We start from the raw sequence: 16,817 nt of genomic DNA, 5'->3' as shown, positions 1-16,817 counted from the left end.
AAACTGCGATAAAATGTAGATAAAATGACTGTTTACCCACTCTTTTTCAGTGAATACTGAATAAGATGGTGTAATGCTATAGCAGCCCTTTATTGCACAAGCCAGCTTTTAAGCCACAAATCAGAGAGATAGAAACAGGTTAAAATGGTGTTAAAGCCGCGTAGCCGCTGGGCTAATGCAACAATAAAAAATTTTCATCGAATTCTGGTGACACTGTCACAGAGGACGCGGAAAATGCGCACGCGCGGGAAACTGCATGGTCTGTTTTTCAGCTAGCCTTGCAGATTAAAAAAGGAACCCTATGACTGAAAGCGCACAACTCCAGACCGGACATCGCCACTGGATCTTAATCGCCTGCATGCTGGCGATGTTTATGGCGGCCATTGAAGTCACTATTGTGGCCACCGCAATGCCCACCATCATTGCTGATCTCGGCGGTTTTTCGCAGTTTGGCTGGGTCTTCTCGATCTATCTGCTGGCCCAGGCGGTCAGCGTGCCGCTCTATGGGCGGCTGGCGGATATGGTGGGTCGCAAAACGATGTTTTTTGTCGGCACGTCGATTTTTCTGGTGGGGTCGGTGCTGTGTGGCTTTGCCCATACCATGATCTGGCTGATCCTGTTCCGGGCGTTTCAGGGCCTGGGGGCGGGGGCGATCATGCCGCTCAGCTCCACCATCGTGGCGGATATCTATTCGCCGCGCGAACGCGCCAGCGTGCAGGGCTGGCTCTCCAGCGTCTGGGGGGTAGCGGCGATAGTGGGGCCGCTGACCGGCGCGTGGCTGGTACAGCACTTTAGCTGGTCGGTGATTTTCTGGGTCAATCTGCCCATCGGCCTGATCAGCATGCTGATGCTGTGGCGCTGGCTACCGTCGCACCAGAAGGAGGAGAAATCGCAGCCGCTGAACCTGGCGGGCAGCGGCTGGCTGATGCTCTGCGTGACGGCATTGCTGATTGCGCTGTTGCAGGCGGAACAGCTGGGCGTCTGGCTGGTGCCGTTTCTGCTCTTCTCACTGTTCGCTGGCTGGCAGCTCAGACGCCACGAGCTGCATTCAGCGGCACCGCTGTTTCCGCTGATAATCTGGCGCAGCCGGCTTATCGTGGCGGGCAATGCGGGCAACCTCATCATCGGGGCAGCCATGATGGGCATCAGCGCCTTTCTGCCCACCTGGATTCAGGGGATAAGCGGCGGTTCACCGTTACAGGCGGGCAGTGTGCTGGCGATGATGTCGATTGGCTGGCCGCTGGCCAGCACCCTCAGCGGCAGACTGATGCTGCACACCTCCTACCGCTTCACCGCCCAGCTCGGGGCGCTGTTGCTGGTGACCGGCAGTGCCTTGCTGCTGTTTTTACAGCCCGCAAGCTCACTCTATCAGGCGGGCTTTACGGCGTTTCTGATCGGTACCGGCATGGGGATGACCAGCACCACGTTCCTGGTTTCAGTGCAAAACCAGGCGGATTACCAGATTCGCGGCATCTGTACCGCTTCAATTATGTTCAGTCGGATGATCGGGTCGGCGGTAGGGACGGCGATCATGGGCGCAGTGCTGAATCTCAATCTGCAGTGGCGTTTGCCGCAGGTCGAGGATCCGGTGCAGAAGATTATGTCCGAACCCAGTCGTCAGCAGTTGCAGCCGGAAACCCTGCAGCAGATGACAGCAGCCATTGCCGCCTCACTGCACTGGGTGTTCGTGGTGGCACTGGTGATTGCGTTGTTTGCGGTGGGTGTGGCATGGATGATGCCGCGTCAGCGGCCGGAACAGGCGGACTAACAGGCAGGGCGACAGGATGTCGCCCTGATTTGAACAGAACTACTGAGCAGGTGAGTCCTGCGAACTGCCGGCACTGGCAGGTACGCTGGCTTCGTTGTCACTGCCTGAGCGCTTATAAACAATTTTTTGTGTGTCGTTCTCACAATGTCCGACGACCTGACCACCCGCCTGATCAACCTGATCGTTGGCGACGATGTCGAGACTAAAACCCGACTCAGGCACACCGTTCTGAATAATTTTCTGGCTGATTTCGGTTTTTACCGATTCACAGGATGCCTGCGCCATCAGCGGCAGAGCAAATAACGCCGCGCTTAACAAAACCCTCTGTAGCTTCATCACGTCTTCCTTATGTTAGTCGTCCGTCATTACTATAGCTCAAATTTACGGCGCTACCGGGCGACCGGAACGGCGATCCAGACAACGCAGGGTGTTGGGCTCCCAGTAGGCGTTGAGATTGAGGCTCTGCTCGCACTTGTCGCGGGTATCAAACGCGCGATCGGTTTTATCAAACTCTTTTTCGACCCGGGTGTTCACTTTATTGCGCAGCATGCGCGTGTCATTCCATTGCTCTTTATCCTGGCGCGCCGCTTCATTGCTCAGCGCGGAACTGCCATCTTCGATAATCAGACGATTAGTATTCGCAGTGGCAGTGAATGCCGCAGTGGAGAGGAGAACCATCAGCACGGCAGGGATCATTTTTTTCATCACACTATCCTTTAGTTAACGCAAACATCGCCATCCGCGACAGCGGTTGCAGCGGGCATGCTTAGAGCCTGGCTCATCAGGGGTCATTGATGCAGAGAGTCCGGACACAGACAGTGCATAACAACCGGCGCGTACAGGGTGTACGTGAGGAGGGGTAAGCACTGCCAGGGTTCAGACGGACAAATAAAACAGCCTGATGGGCCTGGCTCTTAGTATATCATCGCCGTTTCTTTGCTCACCAGCAGTGAGTCGTTTGTTTACGTTAAGGAGAGGTAAGGATGCTGATTAAAACCGCCGTGCTGTTTTTTATTACCGCGCTGGCGGAGATCACCGGCTGCTTTCTGCCGTGGTTATGGCTGAAAAAAGGCGGCTCAGCCTGGTTGCTACTCCCTGCGGCAGCAAGTCTGGCGCTATTTGTCTGGCTGCTGACGCTGCATCCCGCTGCCAGCGGCCGGGTTTATGCCGCCTACGGTGGCGTCTATGTGCTTACCGCGCTGCTCTGGTTGCGGGTGGTGGATGGCGTGAAGTTAAGTGTGTGGGACTGGAGCGGGGCACTGATCGCATTCAGCGGCATGCTGATTATCGTAATGGGCTGGGGACGCGGGTAACGCCAGCCGTGAGGGCTGGCGCTGCAGGGATTTAAGGTTTATGCACTTTCAGCCCCGCCAGCGTCTGGCTGACCGGCATCATCTCAAGGCTATTGATGTTGACATGCTTAGGCAATGTGGCCACCCAGTATACGGCTTCTGTCACATCTTCCGGCGTTAAGGCGGTAGCCCCTTCGTAGACCTGACCCGCTTTGTCATCATCGCCCTTAAAGCGCACGTTGGAAAACTCTGTGCCGCCGACCAGACCCGGCTCAATGTCGGTCACGCGCAGCGCGGTGCCGTGTAAGTCGGTGCGCAGGTTCAGGCTGAACTGGCGCACAAAAGCTTTGGTGGCGCCATAGACGTTGCCACCGGCATAGGGCCAGCTGCCGGCAATCGATCCGATATTGATGATATGACCGACATCACGCTCCACCATCTGTGGCAGCAGGGCGCGGGTCATATAGACCAGGCCTTTAGTGTTGGTGTCGATCATGTTTTCCCAGTCTTCGACGTTGGCCTTGTGCGCCGGTTCGACGCCCAGCGCCAGACCGGCGTTGTTGACCAGCACGTCGATATTGCGCCATTCCGCCGGTAACTGCGCCACCGCCTCTTCGATGGCGGCACGGTTACGCACATCGAGCTGTACCGTATAAATATTCTCGCCCAGTTCATCCTTCAGCGCTTTTAAACGTTCAGCCCGTCGTCCAGTGGCAATCACTTTGTGACCATTCTCAATAAAGCGGCGGGTGATGCTTTGACCAAAACCGGCGGTTGCACCGGTGACAAAAATAATCATCTCACTGTTCCTTATGCCATTTTCAGAGTCGATGGCTTCACCATAGCATTTCATTTCCGCTTCTGCGCGTGGAAAAACGGCCTGACCTGTAAACGGATTTTAACGGGTAGCCGGCTGCGCCTTTTCAGGGCGGATTGCACCGTTAAAGGGCAGGTTTGCGGGTAACCCGCCATACTCAAAATGATCAGGGTGCGCAATATTGAGTAGCAACCGTTTGCATCCGTTCCGCAAACGGTTGCTAAGCAAGCTGAGGCTATTTTTGTTGCGCAAACTCCTTTTTTTACTTATTTAACTGATATTTAAGGAATTTGTTCTATTTCAATTCTGGCACGCAGGTTGCAAAGAATTATTCAGATAATCATCTGCAGATATTAAATCGCGCTTTCAGAAAGGACTACCCATGCTTTCAGCAACCGACACGGCGATACGCGCCAGCTTCTTTGACTTTACCGGCGTGGTGGATCGTCCCGACGACCTGGCCGGCCAGGCCCGCTATCTTGAGGATGCGGTGCTGCTGCTGCGTGATGGATGCGTAGTGGGGCTGGATAGCTGGGAGAATAGCGAGGCGATGCTGGCTGGGCATCCGGTCATCGACCTGCGCGGCAGACTGATCGTGCCGGGCTTTGTCGATACCCACATTCACTATCCGCAGACAGAGATGATTGGCGCATTTGGCGAACAGCTGCTGGAGTGGCTGAATCACTACACCTTCCCGGTTGAAGCGCAGTATCACTGTCCCGATCATGCTGCGCGGATGTCCGCTTTTTTCCTGCATCAGCTGCTTTCCAACGGCACCACCAGCGCGCTGGTGTTTGGCACCGTCCATCCGCAATCGGTGGAGGCACTGTTCAGCGCCGCCGAAGCGCTGAACATGCGGCTGATTGCCGGGAAAGTGATGATGGATCGTAATGCGCCCGACAACCTGACCGAAACGCCGGAACAAAGCTACCAGCAGACCCGGGCGCTGATTGAGCGCTGGCACCTGCGTGGACGCCTGAGCTACGCCCTGACGCCGCGCTTTGCGCCGACCTCATCCCCACAGCTGCTGGAAAAAGTGCAGCAGCTGCGTCAGGAGTTTCCGGATACCTGGCTGCATACCCATCTCAGCGAAAACCCGCAGGAGGTCGCCTGGGTCAAAGAACTGTTCCCGGAGCGTGAAGGCTATCTGGATGTTTATCATCATCACCAGCTGACCGGCCGCCGCAGCGTCTTTGCTCACTGTCTGCATCTGGAAGAGAACGAATGGCAGTGTCTGCACGATACCGATTCGTCCATTGCTTTCTGTCCCACCTCAAACCTGTTTCTCGGTAGCGGCCTGTTTAACCTGAAACGCAGCTGGCAGCAGGGGGTAAAAGTGGGGATCGGCACCGATGTCGGGGCGGGCACTACCTTTAATATGCTGCAGACCCTGGGCGAAGCCTACAAGGTGGGCCAGCTGCAGCACTACCGGCTCAGCGCGGCCGAAGCCTTTTATCACGCCACGCTGGGCGGGGCGCGTGCGCTGGATCTCGACCACGTCATCGGAAATTTCAACATTGGTAAAGAAGCGGATTTTGTGGTGCTGGACCCGGCAGTTTCTGCCCTGCAGCAACTGCGCATCGGCAATAGCAAAGATATCTGGGAAAAACTGTTTGTATTAATGACGCTCGGCGACGACCGCAATATTGCCCAGACCTGGGTTGCCGGTCGTCCGGTCTGGCAGCGCGACGCACAGGAGCAAGCCGCATGATCCAGTTTCTGTTAAACAACCAGCTGGTCAGCGAGGACACGCTCGATCCCAACCTCACGGTGCTCAACTACCTGCGCACCCGTCAGCAACGCCCTGGCACCAAAGAGGGCTGTGCATCTGGCGACTGTGGCGCCTGTAGCGTGACCCTGGGCAAAGCCGTCGGGGGAACGATGCAGTATGAAACGGTCAACAGCTGCCTGACGCTGGTCTCCGCGTTACAGGGTAAGCAGCTGATCACGGTTGAGGATCTGCGTCACGGCCGCGCACTGCATCCGGCGCAACAGGCGATGGTAGACTGCCATGGTTCGCAATGCGGATTCTGCACGCCAGGCTTTGTGATGTCGCTGTTCAGCCTGCAAAAAACCGCTTCGGGCTGGGATCGCCATCAGGCGGAAACTGCGCTGGCAGGCAACCTCTGCCGTTGCACCGGCTACCGGCCGATTATGGCGGCCGCCGAACAGCTCTGCTCGCAGCCGGTGACCGACCAGTTCGATCACGCTGCCGCCGCAACCGTGCAGCGGCTTGAGGCGCTGGCAACCCCGGAGATGCAGGAATTAGGGAGTGAGGGACGCCGCTGCTTCCTGCCTAAAACCCCGGCTCAGCTGGCAGCGATCTATCTGGCACATCCCGAGGCGAGGCTGATTGCCGGTGGCACCGATCTCAGCCTGCAGATTACCCAGCAGCATAAAAGAATACCGTTGCTGATTGCGCTGGAGCAGGTTGCCGCGCTCAAAGTCTGCAGCGAATTTGATGACCACTACCTGCTGGGCGCAGGGGCTTCGCTGCAGCAGGTCAGCGAATTTCTTGCCAGCCGCATTCCCGGCGTCAGCGAGATGCTGCAACGCTTTGCCTCGCTGCAAATCCGTCTGCAGGGCACATTGGGCGGCAACATCGGCAACGCTTCTCCCATTGGCGACGCCTCGCCGGTGCTACTGGCCCTTAACGCCAGCCTGTTGTTACAGCGCGGTGAGCAGCAGCGCAGCCTGCCGCTGGATCAGTTCTTTACCGGCTATCGCCAGACCCGGCTCGAAAAAGGGGAGTTTATTCGTGCTATTCGCATCGATAAGGTGACGGTGTCACCTGATTTTGTAGCCTGGAAAGTGTCCAAACGGCTGGACGATGATATCTCCGCCGTGTTCGCCGCCTTTAATCTGCAGATTGAACAGGGCGTGGTCAGCAGTGCCCGCATCGCCTTTGGCGGCATGGCGGCCACACCGCAGCGTGCCCGTCACTGTGAACAGGCACTCATTGGTCAGCAACTGAATGCCGTGACGGTGTCACGTGCAGCCGCAGCGCTGGCAGAGGACTTCCAGCCGCTCTCCGATTTTCGCGCCAGCAGTGACTATCGTCTGCAGGTCGCGCGCAACCTGCTGCGCCGCTACTGGCATCGCCACAACGGCGAAATAACCTGTATCGAGGTGGCCCGCTATGTCTCATAACCGTCCTGAACTCAACGAAGAGGTCATTAAGGCGCAGTATGCCGCTGATTTACAGAGCGGCGTCGGTCGCAGTAACCGCCATGAGAGCGCGGAAAAACATGTCTCCGGCGAGGCGCGTTTTATCGATGACAAGCCAGAGCTGCCGGGTCTGCTGCATCTCTGTCCGCGTCTGAGTGAGTATGCTCATGCGCGCATCCTGCATATTGATGTGCAGCCCTGTTATGCCATTCCCGGCGTCGTCAGCGTCCTGACCTGGCAGGATGTGCCGGGCATCAATGATGTCGGGCCGCTGGAGCCGGGCGACCCGCTGCTGGCCCATGACAAAGTGGAGTATCTGGGACAGATCGTGATCGCGGTGGCGGCGGATTCCCCCGAGGCTGCCCGCCTTGGCGCGGCCGCTGCGGTAATTGAATATGAGGTGCTGGAACCGCTGCTGGATGTGGAACAGGCGCTGGCTCAGGGCAGCTTTGTGCAGGAACCTCACATTCACCAGCGCGGTGATGTGGAAGCGGCCCTGGCGCGTGCGCCGCACCGGGTCAGCGGGGCGTTTCACATTGGCGGCCAGGAGCATTTCTATCTGGAAACCCAGACGGCAATGGTCATTCCCGGAGAAGATCAGCAGTTGCAGGTCTTCTCCTCAACCCAGAACCCCACCGAAGTGCAGAAACTGGTGGCGGAAGTGATGGGCATTAGCCTGAATCAGGTGACGATAGATATGCGCCGGATGGGTGGTGGCTTTGGTGGTAAAGAGACGCAGGCGGCCGGTGTCGCCTGTCTCTGCGCTATCGTAGCGCGCCAGACCGGCCGGGCGGCGAAGATGCGGCTTTCACGCCGCGATGATATGCGCGTCACCGGCAAACGCCATCCGTTCTTTGTGCGCTACGAAGCGGGCGTTGAAGAGGATGGGCGTCTGTGCGGCATCAAAATCGATCTGGCCGGAAATTGCGGTTATTCGCTGGATCTTAGCGGATCGATTGTCGATCGTGCCATGTTCCACGCTGATAACGCCTATTACCTCGGGGATGCGCGGGTAACCGGCTATCGCTGCCGCACTAACACCGCCTCAAACACCGCCTATCGGGGTTTTGGCGGGCCACAGGGCATGGTGGCGATTGAACAGATCATGGATCACATCGCCCGTGAGCGCGGGCTGGATCCGCTGGCTCTGCGCAAGCGTAACTACTATGGCAAGCAGGATCGCAACATCACTCATTACCACCAGCAGGTAGAGGATAACCTGCTGGATGAGATTACCGAACAGCTGGAGCAGAGCAGCGACTACCAGGCTCGCCGCGCAGAGATTAAGGCGTTTAATGCCCGCAGTCCGCTGCTGAAACGCGGTCTGGCGCTGACGCCGGTGAAATTCGGCATCTCCTTTACCTCCAGCTTTCTCAATCAGGCGGGGGCGCTGATCCTGATCTACACCGACGGCACGGTGCAGCTTAACCACGGCGGCACCGAGATGGGCCAGGGCCTGAACACCAAGGTGATTCAGATTGTCGCCGAAGTGCTGCAGATTGAGATCGATAAAATTCAGATCACTGCCACCGACACCGGCAAAGTGCCCAACACCTCGCCAACCGCGGCCTCCAGCGGGGCTGACCTCAATGGCAAAGCGGCGCAGAATGGTGCTGAGATCCTGCGCGACCGCATGACCGCCATGCTCTGCGAGCTACACCAGTGCGACGCGTCGGCGGTGAGCTTCCGTAACGGGGTGGTGCGCGCCGGGGATAAACATTACACCTTCGCCGAGGTGGCGAAGCTGGCGTGGCTGAATCAGGTGCCGCTCTCCGCCACCGGCTACTACCGCGTGCCGGGGATTCATTACGACCGGGTCGCGGGACGCGGGACGCCGTTCTATTACTACGCTTACGGTGCAGCCTGCTGTGAAGTGGTGATTGATACTCTGACCGGCGAATCCCGCCTGCTGCGTGCCGACATTCTGCATGACGTCGGCGCCTCGCTGAATCCGGCCATCGACATCGGCCAGGTTGAAGGAGGCTTTGTACAGGGCGTCGGCTGGCTTACCTGCGAAGAGCTGGTGTGGAGTGATAAAGGCCAGCTGCTGACCGATGGCCCGGCGAGCTACAAAATTCCCGCCATCAGCGACGTTCCGGCGGACCTGCGGGTCACGCTGGTAGAGAACCGTAAAAACCCTAAAGACACGGTGTTCCACTCCAAGGCCGTAGGTGAACCGCCGTTTATGCTGGGCATCGCCGCCTGGTGTGCCCTGCAGGATGCGGTCGCCAGCGTCTCCGACTACCGGCAGCACCCGCTGCTGGACGCGCCCGCCACGCCGGAGCGCATCTTCTGGGGCGTGCAGCGCCTGACGGGAGGGGTTGATGATTTATCATGACTGGATTGGCGTGCTGCATCAGTTGCGTGAAAAACGTCAGAGCTGCGTATTAATCACCGTGCTCAGTGAGCACGGTTCAGTGCCGCGCGACAGCGGCAGCAAAATGGTGGTGACGCAGCAGGAGAGTTATCTCACCATCGGTGGCGGTCATCTGGAGTTTGAGTGCATCGCCCAGGCCAGAGCGATGTTGCAGAGCGGGGCGACCGCGCCACACACCGAGGATTTCAGCCTGGGCGCACGGCTTGGCCAGTGCTGCGGCGGCAAAACCACGCTGCTGTTTGAGCCGCTGCTGCAGGCGCAGCCTGAGATCTACCTTTTTGGCGCAGGCCATGTGGGACAGGCGCTGGTCAATCTGCTGGCAACGTTACCCTGTCACATAAACTGGATCGACAGTCGCCCGGCGCAGTTCAGCTACGTTCCGGCTGGCGTGGTGACACTGCAGCCGGACGATCCGCTCGACTGCGTAGCACAGGCACCCGCAGGCAGCTACTTCATCATCATGACCCATCATCATCCCCTCGACTTCGAACTGTGCGAGGCGGTGCTGAAGCGCGGCGATTTCCGCTATGCCGGGGTGATCGGTTCTGAAACGAAAAACCAGCGTTTCCGCTACAGGCTGGCGGGCAAGGGTGTGGCGAGCGAACCGCTGGCGCGCCTGCGCTGTCCGATTGGCCTGCCGGACGTCAAAGGCAAGCTGCCCGCCGAGATTGCGGTGGCGATTGCCGGTGAAATCATCAGCGTTTATCAGCAGCACGTCGCCTGAGTTGTCGCCTGCGCGGCAACCTGTCAGGATAAGACTTTGCGATGCCCACCAGGAGCGAACCATGAACGCCCGTCAGAATCCCTTCTTTAGCGTCAGCACACTGCCTTACCAGACACCTCCTTTTGATCAGATTGAGGAGCAGGATTTCCTGCCCGCACTGCAGGCGGGCATTGAGGAGAAGCGTCAGGAGATCGAGGCGATCGCACTGAACAGCGACGCGCCCAGCTTTTTCAACACTTATGAGGCGCTGGAGAGGAGCGGACAGCTGCTCAACCGGGTGAATCTGGTGTTCAGTGCCATGACCTCGGCGCATACCAGCCCATATCTGCAGCAGGTGGATGAGGAGATTGCGCCTCAGCTCACCGCGCTCAATGATGACATCATGCTTAACCGCCCGCTGTTTTCGCGGCTCGATGCGGTCTATCTGCAGCGCGCTAAACTGGATGCCGAATCAAAACGGCTGGTCGAGGTGATCTGGCAGCGCTTTCAGCTGGCGGGGGCCAATCTGCCGGAAGCGCAGAAACAGCAGCTTAAGACACTGAATCAGGAAGCGGCCCGCCTCGGTACCCGCTTCACCAATAAATTGCTGGCCGCCACTAAAGCGGGCGGGCTGGTCGTCGATGATCTGCAGAAGCTGGCGGGACTCTCACCAGCCGATCTGGCGGTGGCGCAGGCGGAAGCGCAGGCACGCGGACTGGAAAAGCGCTGGCTGCTCGTGCTGCAAAACACCACCCAGCAACCCGCACTTCAGAGCCTGGCCGATCGCGCAACCCGTGAGGCGCTGTTTAAGGCGGGCGTCACGCGCACTGAAAAAGGCGATGAGAACGACACCCGCGAGCTGGTATTACGTCTGGCGCAGGTCAGGGCCGAGCAGGCGCGGCTGCTGGGATTTGCCAGCTATGCCGAGTGGAAGTTACAGGATCAGATGGCCAAAACGCCTAAGGCGGCGCTGGCGTTTATGCATAACATCGTGCCTGCCGCACGCGGTCGCGCGGAGCGTGAAGCGGCGGCTATTCAGCAGACCATTGACCAGCAGCAGGGCGACTTTACCCTGCAGGCCTGGGACTGGCGTTTTTATGCCGAACAGGTGCGGCGTGCCCGTTACGATCTGGATGAGAGCCAGATTAAGCCCTATTTTGAACTGAACTCGGTGCTGCAGAATGGCGTGTTCTGGGCAGCGACGCAGCTTTATGGCATCCGTTTCACGCCGCGACAGGATCTGCCGGTTTACCATCCCGACGTCCAGGTCTATGAGATTTTTGACGCTGATGAGACCGCTCTGGCGCTGTTTTACACCGACTTCTTTAAGCGCGACAGCAAAGGCGGCGGTGCCTGGATGAGCAACTTCGTCAACCAGTCCACGCTGCTCGACAGCAAACCGGTGATCTACAACGTCTGTAACTACACCAAACCGCCAGCCGGTGAACCGGCGCTGCTGAGCTGGGACGACGTTATCACGATGTTTCACGAGTTCGGTCACACGCTGCACGGTCTGTTTGCCAGCCAGCGCTATCCGAGCCTGTCGGGAACGGAAACCCCGCGCGATTTCGTTGAGTTTCCTTCGCAGATCAACGAGCACTGGGCCAGTGAGCCAGCGGTGTTCCGCAACTACGCCCGCCACTATCAGACTCAGGCGCTGATGCCCGCTGAGCTGCATGAAAAGATCGTCCGGGCCGCCACGTTCAACAAAGGCTATGAGATGAGCGAGCTGCTGGCTGCCGCGCTGCTGGATCTGCACTGGCACAGCCTTAACCGTGATTCCGCGCCGCAAAGCGTGGAGGGATTCGAGCAGCAGGCGTTACAGAGCGATAATCTGGCGCTGACGGCGGTGCCGCCGCGCTATCGTTCCAGCTATTTCCAGCACATCTGGGGCGGTGGCTATGCAGCAGGTTATTACGCCTATATCTGGACGCAGATGCTCGCCGACGATGGCTACCAGTGGTTTGCGGAACAGGGCGGACTGACGCGTGAGAATGGCGACCTCTTCCGACAGAAAATTCTGTCGCGGGGGAACAGCAGCGATCTCAAAACACTGTATGAAAGCTGGCGGGGCGGGCCTCCGCAGCTTGAGCCCATGCTGAAAAATCGCGGTCTGGCGGAGTCATAGCACAACGGGCTGTCACGCGCTGGTCGCGCTGACAGCCCGGCTTTATTCGTGTTAACCCAGCGGGCCACCTTCAATAGTTTCGCACATTCCGGCCAGCACCCGTTCACCGGTTTCGCTTTTCAGAGAGTCATACCATTCTGCCGTGATCGCCGGATCGCGCGCATGGGTGACGTCACAGCGTTTGCGCGCTTTCAGCACCAGATCTTTTACCCGTTCAACGCGTCGCGCCTGATAGCGCAACAGTGCATCTTCAATACCCAGTGAATGAGAAGCCAGCGTCGAGGCCAGTACCACGGCATCTTCCATCGCCGCGCAGCCGCCCTGGCCGATATCGGGCGTGGTGCTATGAGCAGCATCGCCCAGCAGGGCCACGCGCCCTTTAACAAAGCGGCTGAAAGGTTCGATGTCGTGGATCTCAACCCGATTGGTGGTGTCAGGATTGATTGCCGCGATAAGCTGCTGTACCGGCTCCGCCCAGCCCTGGAAATAGCCGGTTAAGTCCGCTTTCACCGTGCTGCGATCCTGCGGCAGTCCCTTCTGCAGCGGCACATCAAAGAAAAAGTAGAATCGATTGCCGCTGACCGGCATCAGCGACACCCGCTTGCCGTCACCGACAAAGGTGGTCCACTGATCGGCGGGCGCAATCCTCTCATCTATAGTGACCAGGCCATTCCAGTTAACGTAACCGGCGTAACGTCGTTCCAGCTTCTGCTCCAGCACATACTCGCGGATCACCGAATGGGTGCCATCGGCGGCAATCAGGAAATCGCCGGTGGCCTGAGTGTTGTCGGAAAAGGTGGCAATCACGCCACTGCCGGTCTGCTCGACCTGGATCACCCGCTTACCAAACTGCACCCGTTCACGCCCGAAGGTATCAATCAGCATCGCCTGCAGTTCAGCCCGCGCCACCGGACAGGGATATTCGCCAACCTGCTGCACCAGCGGCGCCATACTGAAGCGGGTCAGGGGCGCGCCGGTGTTGCCATCGTGATAGGCCATATAGGCCATGTTCCCGCCCAGCTCACGCAGCGCGGTTTTCATGCCCAGCGCATTCAGGCATTTAACACCGTTGGGCCAGATGGAAATCGCCGCGCCGACGGGCTTCATCTCCTTTACGGCTTCAAAGACCTCAACGTCAATTCCGGATTTCTCCAGCGCAATGGCACTACTCATGCCGCCAATACCGCCACCAATCACGATTGCTTTCATATTGCTCTCCTGTCTGCATACGTCAGTTCCTGCAACTTTTGTACCAGAGAGGTGGCTGTAGGGTTTATGATTTAAATAATAATATAAATCATATGTTTAATTCGTAGATGGGGCATCTGGCACCCGTCTGCCTCTTAAGCTGATGCACTGAATTGTGGCAAACGGGCGTGCAAAAAGGGTGCGGCTATAACCGTGCTGCATCATTTGTTTCATTATCGCCCGTCTGTGTCCGTGATAATCATCAGCCAGTGGAACGCGCCGGGCACTTTTCAGCATGGTCATTATTATTACTTTAAAAGTTATTAACTAAAGCCCTCAGCCGCCTGGTTAATATTCCTGACAATTAATTAAACATTTACATAACAAATGGCGCAAATATTTCCCGGAAAATAATCGTTATATTCAATAAGGGGTTAGCCTGACACAGTTAAACACACCTGTTAATAGAAAATGAAAATTCATAACCAGACACAACTATGACTGTTTTAGCACCGTGCGCAATCATTAGCAAAAGCGTTAAGACCGCGTCATTACGGGCTTTTAGGATATTGCTCAGACCCGACAGTCACGATCACGTGATATAGATCACTCCGGACACAAGGACTCTGGAAGGCGAACATGAAAATTGGAATCACGAATAACCAGTATCCGGAGCAGCGTAATATCTTAGTTAATCCGGATAACGAATATATCAATCTGAAAAAGAGCAATCTGTTCTACTTTATTAATCCGCTACGAACCCGATTGCTCAAAAAAAATAAAACCTTTGTCTTTCAGCCTGTGCCTTTTTCAGGGGCATCGCGGGCTGACATCCTGCATCTGTTCAATGAAGTTGCGATAACCCCTCAGAAGTGGGTCGCGTCGTTTGAAACGGAGCTGCCGCGTGTGTTGCCGGTGGCGGGCGTCGCCAAGCAGGATAACCCCGAGCTGAAACGCCTCATTCCTTATCTGTTAAAAGATAACTGCCTGGGGCTGATTGCCATCTCAGATGCCACCCTGAACATTCAGATGAAACTGTTCAGGCCGGATATTGCCCAGCAAATCCGCCGTAAAACCCTGGTGCTGCATCCGCCGCAGAAGCTGTTTATCCAGCAGAAAGCGCCGCGTCAGCCCGGTATTCTGAAACTGACTTTTGCCGGTAACGAGTTTTACCGCAAAGGCGGGGCTGAAGTCGTGCTGGCGATCAGTGAGCTGATTGAAGAGCGTAAACTGGAAGAGTCGCAGCTGGATGTGCAGCTGATTGGCGATCTCGCCAAGCGTCGTAACGTGGCGCACCGGCAGTTCCAGGATGATGAGACGTTCTGTAGTGGCATTGAGAATCGCATTAAACGCTATCGCTGCTTCACGCATCATTCACAGATGGATAACGGCGCCCTGATGCAGCTGTTCCGCCAGAGCGATGCCGGACTGCTACCAACCTGGCAGGAGACGTACGGTTTCTCGGTACTGGAGATGCAGGCTAACGGCTGTCCGGTGATCACCAGCAACGTGCGCGCGTTGCCAGAGATTAATCCTGCCAGCGCAGGCTGGGTGATTGCGAGTCCGCTTAACGCTGACCGTGAATACAGTATAACCTCGCCAGAGCAGAAAACGCAGCTACGCCAGTCGCTGGTGGAGGGGCTGAAATCGATACTGCTCGCTATTATCGAACGTCCTGAGATGCTGCAGGAGAAAGGTGAGGCGGCGATTCTGCGCATCAAAGATCAGCATGACACCCAGCGTTACATTGCCCGGCTCAACGATATCTACAGCCGTGGCGTGATTAATGTCACTCAACATCCCCCTGTGGTCTCAATTTGATTAGATTTCTCTGACGGGGCGCGCCAGACTGGCCATACTTAGTGCAGCGTCCCTCTGGAGAACTCTTATGAAAATGATCATCAGCCTGCTGCTGTCCGGATTACTGGGCAGCAGCGCCTTCGCTCAGCCCGCACCGCTTTTTCCGGCCCGCGCGCCCCTGGCACAGCTGACGCCCGTCGCTGCCCGCTGCGATGTCTCCGCCTGTCAGACCAACTGCTACACAGAACAATCGCACTGCAACACCCGGGACAACGGAGGCTGCAGTTCTCAGGCTCAGATGTGCGTGCAGGCCTGTGCCGACCAGTGTAAATAATTTAATTCAGTGAAGAATCCCTTAGTTGCCAATGAAAAAGTCTTTGTTTTATCTCGCGTTGTTCTCACTTTCTGCCAGCTGTGTCGCCGCCGATCTCTCTTCACAGCAGGTTACTTCTCTGGTTAAAGCCGCGATCGAACCGCTGATGGAGCAGCAGGAGATCCCCGGCATGTCGGTGGCGGTGCTTTACAAAGGCCGGGCGCAGTTTGTGAACTTCGGCGTGGCAGATCTCGAATCACGCCGCCGGGTCACGGAAAACACGCTGTTTGAGCTGGGTTCAGTGAGCAAAACCTTTACCGGTACCCTGGCCGGCGTCATGATCCGCAACGGCGAAATACGCCTTAACGATCCGGTGCAGAAGTACTGGCCGCAGCTGACCGGTGAGCAGTGGCGCCCGGTGCGGATGCTGCATCTGGCTACCTATACCGCGGGCGGCCTGCCTTTACAGTTGCCGGATGACGTCACCGATCAGGCTTCGCTGCTGCGTTTCTATCAGGAATGGCAGCCAGAAGCAGCGCCCGGCACGCTCCGGCAGTACTCTAACGCCAGCATCGGTCTGTTTGGTTCGCTGATGGTGAAGGGTGATTATGAGCAGGCGATGGAGCGAAATGTGTTTCAGCCACTGCGTCTGACGCGCACCTATATCACCGTGCCGCCCTCAATGATGCTGGACTACGCCTGGGGCTATAAAAATGGCCAGCCGGTACGGGTTTCACCCGGCATGCTGGATGCAGAAGCCTACGGCGTTAAATCCACCGCGCGTGACATGCTCACCTTTATGCAGGCGAATGTGGATCCTAACCGCCTCTCTTCGGGGAATGCCGTGCTGCGTAATGCCATTCGCACCGCGCAGGCGCGCTACTTCAAAGTCGGCACTCTGTTTCAGGGACTGGGCTGGGAGATCTACGACTGGCCGGTTACTGCCGATACGCTGATGGGCGACAGCGATAATGGTGTTGCGCTGCAACCCCGCCCGGCGACGCTGCTCAATCCGGTCGGGCCGTCGCAGAGCGCCAGCTGGGTGCATAAAACCGGTGCAACCAATGGATTTGGTGCCTATATCGCCTTTATTCCTGAGAGGAACAGCGGCGTCGTGATACTCGCCAACAAGAATTACCCTAATCCGCTGCGTATAAAGGCGGCGTGGCAGATTCTGCAGGCGTTACAGCAGGAGAGGTCTGAGTAACAGGCATCACGCTTGCTCAGCGACGGGGTAAAGCTGGCACCGCCTGTTCATTTGCG

The 16,817-nt window shown here is 57.3% G+C and carries 14 protein-coding genes; 10 read left to right on the top strand and 4 right to left on the bottom strand.

Annotated elements, in window-relative coordinates:
- The first annotated feature begins 301 nt into the window (after nucleotides 1-301).
- Complete coding sequence (locus FOV68_RS01715) at nucleotides 302-1,768, top strand: MDR family MFS transporter (RefSeq protein WP_143990227.1); 1,467 nt, start codon at nucleotides 302-304, stop codon at nucleotides 1,766-1,768.
- A 39-nt stretch (nucleotides 1,769-1,807) separates the two neighbouring features.
- Here the strand turns inward: FOV68_RS01715 and FOV68_RS01710 are convergent, their stop codons facing one another.
- Complete coding sequence (locus FOV68_RS01710) at nucleotides 1,808-2,104, bottom strand: DUF1161 domain-containing protein (RefSeq protein ID WP_010244813.1); 297 nt, start codon at nucleotides 2,102-2,104, stop codon at nucleotides 1,808-1,810.
- Nucleotides 2,105-2,149: 45 nt separating this feature from the next.
- Nucleotides 2,150-2,473, bottom strand: a complete 324-nt coding sequence (locus FOV68_RS01705) for a DUF1283 family protein (RefSeq protein ID WP_010244816.1) — start codon at nucleotides 2,471-2,473, stop codon at nucleotides 2,150-2,152.
- A gap of 281 nt (nucleotides 2,474-2,754) precedes the next feature.
- Between FOV68_RS01705 and FOV68_RS01700 the strand changes: the two genes are divergently transcribed.
- Nucleotides 2,755-3,081 carry a YnfA family protein gene (locus tag FOV68_RS01700; protein ID WP_031592374.1) on the top strand — a complete coding sequence of 109 codons (327 nt, stop codon included), beginning with the start codon at nucleotides 2,755-2,757 and terminating at the stop codon, nucleotides 3,079-3,081.
- A 31-nt stretch (nucleotides 3,082-3,112) separates the two neighbouring features.
- Here the strand turns inward: FOV68_RS01700 and ydfG are convergent, their stop codons facing one another.
- A complete protein-coding gene (gene ydfG, locus FOV68_RS01695) occupies nucleotides 3,113-3,859 on the bottom strand; it encodes a bifunctional NADP-dependent 3-hydroxy acid dehydrogenase/3-hydroxypropionate dehydrogenase YdfG (RefSeq protein ID WP_010244822.1) in 747 nt (248 codons plus the stop codon).
- Between the two features lie 400 nt (nucleotides 3,860-4,259).
- Here ydfG and guaD point away from each other — a divergent pair, with 400 nt between their 5' ends.
- The 5 genes from guaD to dcp all read left to right on the top strand — a co-directional run bounded on the left by guaD (nucleotide 4,260) and on the right by dcp (nucleotide 12,253).
- Complete coding sequence (gene guaD, locus FOV68_RS01690; protein ID WP_143990226.1) at nucleotides 4,260-5,588, top strand: guanine deaminase; 1,329 nt, start codon at nucleotides 4,260-4,262, stop codon at nucleotides 5,586-5,588.
- Nucleotides 5,585-7,027: a xanthine dehydrogenase small subunit gene (xdhA, locus tag FOV68_RS01685; protein ID WP_143990225.1), complete on the top strand. Its 1,443-nt coding sequence runs from the start codon at nucleotides 5,585-5,587 to the stop codon at nucleotides 7,025-7,027. Before guaD ends, xdhA begins: the two co-directional genes overlap by 4 nt.
- Complete coding sequence (gene xdhB / locus FOV68_RS01680; protein WP_039388661.1) at nucleotides 7,017-9,383, top strand: xanthine dehydrogenase molybdopterin binding subunit; 2,367 nt, start codon at nucleotides 7,017-7,019, stop codon at nucleotides 9,381-9,383. Before xdhA ends, xdhB begins: the two co-directional genes overlap by 11 nt.
- Nucleotides 9,370-10,146, top strand: a complete 777-nt coding sequence (gene xdhC / locus FOV68_RS01675; protein WP_143788925.1) for a xanthine dehydrogenase accessory protein XdhC — start codon at nucleotides 9,370-9,372, stop codon at nucleotides 10,144-10,146. Before xdhB ends, xdhC begins: the two co-directional genes overlap by 14 nt.
- Before the next feature lie 61 nt (nucleotides 10,147-10,207).
- Nucleotides 10,208-12,253 carry a peptidyl-dipeptidase Dcp gene (gene dcp / locus FOV68_RS01670; protein WP_143990224.1) on the top strand — a complete coding sequence of 682 codons (2,046 nt, stop codon included), beginning with the start codon at nucleotides 10,208-10,210 and terminating at the stop codon, nucleotides 12,251-12,253.
- 51 nt (nucleotides 12,254-12,304) lie between these two features.
- Here dcp and hpxO read toward each other — a convergent pair whose 3' ends face one another.
- Entirely contained in the window at nucleotides 12,305-13,462 is a 1,158-nt protein-coding gene (gene hpxO / locus FOV68_RS01665) for an FAD-dependent urate hydroxylase HpxO (protein WP_039388653.1), read from the bottom strand.
- 618 nt (nucleotides 13,463-14,080) lie between these two features.
- On the opposite strand from hpxO, the gene FOV68_RS01660 reads away from it, so the two are divergent.
- The 3 genes from FOV68_RS01660 to ampC all read left to right on the top strand — a co-directional run bounded on the left by FOV68_RS01660 (nucleotide 14,081) and on the right by ampC (nucleotide 16,761).
- The gene (locus tag FOV68_RS01660; protein ID WP_109650398.1) at nucleotides 14,081-15,262 is read left to right on the top strand and encodes a glycosyltransferase family 4 protein; all 1,182 of its coding nucleotides are present in this window, start codon (nucleotides 14,081-14,083) and stop codon (nucleotides 15,260-15,262) included.
- A 67-nt stretch (nucleotides 15,263-15,329) separates the two neighbouring features.
- On the top strand, nucleotides 15,330-15,575 hold the full coding sequence (locus FOV68_RS01655; RefSeq protein ID WP_022625634.1) for a hypothetical protein: 246 nt from the start codon (nucleotides 15,330-15,332) through the stop codon (nucleotides 15,573-15,575).
- Nucleotides 15,576-15,606: 31 nt separating this feature from the next.
- Nucleotides 15,607-16,761, top strand: coding sequence for a class C beta-lactamase (gene ampC / locus FOV68_RS01650; protein ID WP_143990223.1), 1,155 nt, complete (start codon nucleotides 15,607-15,609; stop codon nucleotides 16,759-16,761).
- The last annotated feature ends 56 nt before the right edge of the window (nucleotides 16,762-16,817 follow it).

The sequence above is a fragment of the Pantoea sp. paga genome, from assembly GCF_007558755.1.
Taxonomy (GTDB): domain Bacteria; phylum Pseudomonadota; class Gammaproteobacteria; order Enterobacterales; family Enterobacteriaceae; genus Pantoea; species Pantoea agglomerans.
Note: the sequence above shows the minus strand (reverse complement) of the source record. Positions and strands in the feature narration are given on the sequence as shown.